General features: G+C 71.3%; 4 protein-coding genes. 3 read left to right on the forward strand and 1 reads right to left on the reverse strand.

The window, feature by feature from the left end; all coding sequences use genetic code 11:
• Nucleotides 1-162: 162 nt before the first annotated feature.
• The gene (locus tag ACTUAL_RS29525; RefSeq protein WP_440902532.1) at nucleotides 163-615 is read right to left on the reverse strand and encodes a DUF2243 domain-containing protein; all 453 of its coding nucleotides are present in this window, start codon (nucleotides 613-615) and stop codon (nucleotides 163-165) included.
• 140 nt (nucleotides 616-755) lie between these two features.
• Between ACTUAL_RS29525 and ACTUAL_RS29530 the strand changes: the two genes are divergently transcribed.
• The 3 genes from ACTUAL_RS29530 to ACTUAL_RS29540 all read left to right on the forward strand — a co-directional run bounded on the left by ACTUAL_RS29530 (nucleotide 756) and on the right by ACTUAL_RS29540 (nucleotide 2,908).
• Nucleotides 756-1,439: a response regulator transcription factor gene (locus tag ACTUAL_RS29530; protein ID WP_096495008.1), complete on the forward strand. Its 684-nt coding sequence runs from the start codon at nucleotides 756-758 to the stop codon at nucleotides 1,437-1,439.
• Between the two features lie 101 nt (nucleotides 1,440-1,540).
• Nucleotides 1,541-1,771 carry a hypothetical protein gene (locus tag ACTUAL_RS29535; RefSeq protein WP_096495007.1) on the forward strand — a complete coding sequence of 77 codons (231 nt, stop codon included), beginning with the start codon at nucleotides 1,541-1,543 and terminating at the stop codon, nucleotides 1,769-1,771.
• A gap of 141 nt (nucleotides 1,772-1,912) precedes the next feature.
• Nucleotides 1,913-2,908, forward strand: a complete 996-nt coding sequence (locus ACTUAL_RS29540; RefSeq protein WP_440902533.1) for an SGNH/GDSL hydrolase family protein — start codon at nucleotides 1,913-1,915, stop codon at nucleotides 2,906-2,908.
• Nucleotides 2,909-3,026 lie beyond the last annotated feature (118 nt).

Consider the following 3,026-nt stretch of genomic DNA (forward strand, 5'->3'; position numbering starts at 1 on the left):
TACCGTGTCAAGGTAGTGCTCTCCCGCTGAGCTAATCATCCTCGCCGTCCCTGTCATCGGGACGTGCTCAGCTTATTACAGCGCCTTGCTCCGGACCAAATCGGTCGCCTCGGGTGGTCCTGGGCGGCATGGTCGAGGGACGGGGGGCAACGACGTCCACAGCTAATGGGAAGGAGGTCCAACAGGGGTGTTGTGGGGCTTGTTGACCCGGCCGATCGCGATTCCGGCCGCTACCAGCGCCGCCCCCAGCACGAGGAAGCCCAAGTCGTAGGCCAGTTCGCTCGGGCCCGAGCGGACGTGGTGGACGCCGAGGAGCAGGTGGTTCAGCGTGCCCTCCACTAGGTTGAACACGCCCCATCCGGCCACCACGCCGCCCCACAGCACCCGTCCCGGCCGCCTGCCGCCCGAGTGGTTCAGCAGGGCCACGCCGAGTGCCACCAAGGCCAGGCACAGCAGGTGGAACAGGCCGTCGCCGATCATGTTGACGTGCGGGTCGTCCGGGTGCCAGCCGGACAGCATGTGGTGCCACCCCAGCAGTTGGTGGATCACGATCCCGTCCAGGAAGCCGCCGATTCCCAACCCCAGCACGAGCGACGCGCGGTCGACCTTCAGCATGGCGCGGGGTTAGCCCCGGTCGCGCGGGTCAAACGCCGAACTTCGGAAAGCGCCACCGCCTTGCGATCACCTTGCGATAACCCGCCCCGACCGCGCCGAGCGCCCCATCTCGCCCGCACACCCACCAGGATCTGGGAACCATGAACGTCTCGGTGCTCATGGTGGAGGACGACGCGCACATCCGGCAGGCCCTCGGCCTCGCACTGGAGGACGAGGGCTTCGCCGTCTCGGAGGCCGTCTCCGGCGAGCAGGCCCTCGCGCTGCTCGACCGGCGCGCGTTCGACGTCGTGCTGCTCGACCTCATGCTGCCCGGCGTGGACGGCCTGCACGTGTGCCGGGTGCTGCGCTCGCGCGGCGACCTGCCGGTCATCGTCGTCACCGCCCGCGCCGACGCCGAGGACGTCATCGCCGGGCTGGAGGCGGGCGCCGACGACTACGTCACCAAACCGCTGGTCGCGGCCGTCCTCGCGGCCCGCATCCGCGCCCTGCTGCGCCGTTCCGGCGGCGCGGCGCAGGCGGACGAGCTGCGCGCGGGCGACCTGGTCGTCCGGCAGGACAACCGCACCGCGCACCGCGCCGGCGAGCAGGTCCACCTCACCCGCACCGAGTTCCGCCTGCTGGTCGAGCTGCTCGCCGCCGAGGGCCGGGTCGTCACCCGCGAGCAGCTGCTGAACCGGGTGTGGGGCTACGACTACTTCGGCGACACCCGCCTGCTGGACGTGCACATCCGCAGGCTCCGCCGCAAGGTCGAGCCCGACCCGGACGCGCCCGCGCTGGTCCTGACCGTGCGCGGCTCCGGCTACCGGATCAGCGCGGGGGACTGACCCCCGGCGCGCACCGAGACCGAATCGTCAGCCGGTTGTCAGGTTGACCGCGCCCGTTCTGCCGGATCATGGGAGGAGCACCCGACCGCAGGGGAGCGGACATGGACGTCCTTTCGCACTCGTCCGAAGCGGGGATCACCCGCGTGCTCACCGGCCTGGCCGCCGAGTTCGGCGACCGCCTGCCGGAATCCGTCGTTACGGGCACCGTCCTGCAGGCCCGCAGGGACCTGCAGGGCCAGATCGCACCCGAGTCGCTGGAAGAACTGCTGCACCGCCTCGCCCACTACCGGCTGCGCGAGCTGCCGGACGCCGGGGCCACCACCCCGGCCTGACCGGGAGGCCACGTCCCGGCCACCTGGACGGGTGGTCTCCCCGCCCACCACCCGGCGCGGTGCATCGAACGCCGATACTTTCCGCCCCGGCGGGAGTCCGAGCGTTCGAGCGGACGCGCTCCCGCGCTCGCGGGAGGAATCGTGGCAGCCGCCGTCAGGACGCTCGTGCTCGGCTCGGTCATCGCCCTGGCCGCCGGGTCCACCACCCCGGCGGCGAGCGCGACCCCGCCGGAACCCCCGCGCGCCGTCCAGTGGGTCGCGCTGGGCGACTCCTACACCGCCGGCGTCATCCAGGCTGCGGGCGACCTGACCGAGACCCCACCGGACGGCTGCGCCCGCACCACCGACTCCTACCCCGAGCAGATCCGCCGCCACCTGGGCCCGCTGGTGGAACTGCGCAACGCCAGCTGCGGCGCCGCGACCATCGCCAACGTCCACCGCGAGCAGCAGGAGCTCGTCCTGGGCAGGCCCATGCCACCAGACGGCCTCGACCCCGACGGCCCGTTCGCCCCGGTGCCCCCGCAGATCCAAGCCCTGTCCGAAGACACCGACCTGGTCACCGTGGGGGCAGGCGGCAACACCCTCGGCTTCGCCGAAATCCTGTTCCGCTGCGCAGAACTGGGCAAGCGCAGCTGGGTGTGGGCCTCACCCTGCGCCGCCGAGTTCGACGCGGACCTGGACGACCGCCTCGCCGCAGTCCGCGCCGACTACGACGAGATGCTGGACGCGATCCACGCCGCGTCCCCCAACGCCGAGGTCCTCACCGTCGGCTACCCGCGCGTGCTGCCGGACAGCGGCTGGTCCTGCTTCTTCAACAACTTCCTCCAGTTCGGCTCCATCACCCCGGGCGACCTGACCTGGGCCCGCACCCAGGTCCTGGAACCGCTCAACGAGACCCTCAGGCAAGTGACCGCTGAACACGACGACACCTTCATCGACCCCTACGCGGTGGGACAGGGCCACAGCGTCTGCGACAACACGGGCACCCAGAACTGGGTCGACGGCATCCTGAGCACCGTCATCCCACCCACCTTCGCCCTCGTGCACCCCAACGCACGCGGACACGCAGCCACGGCCGCACTGATTGAGGACCGCATCCTCTTCCACACCAACAACACCGACATGACCAACCGGTAAGAACGACTAGCCGCGCCTCGCGCGCCGCCCGCCTCGCGGGCTGCGGGGCGCGCGCAGCGAGCCCGCAGCCACCCCATCCCGCGTCCCTCTTCTCCGTTTGGCCTGGCGCAGCCCGAGC

The sequence above is a fragment of the Actinosynnema sp. genome (assembly GCF_052038725.1).

What these genes read in the sequence shown, in the direction of transcription:
- ACTUAL_RS29535 (WP_096495007.1), top strand. Translation starts at nt 1,541, where the DNA reads ATGGACGTCCTTTCGCACTCGTCCGAAGCGGGGATCACCCGCGTGCTC.
- ACTUAL_RS29530 (WP_096495008.1), top strand. Translation starts at nt 756, where the DNA reads ATGAACGTCTCGGTGCTCATGGTGGAGGACGACGCGCACATCCGGCAG.
- ACTUAL_RS29525 (WP_440902532.1), bottom strand. Translation starts at nt 615, where the DNA reads ATGCTGAAGGTCGACCGCGCGTCGCTCGTGCTGGGGTTGGGAATCGGC.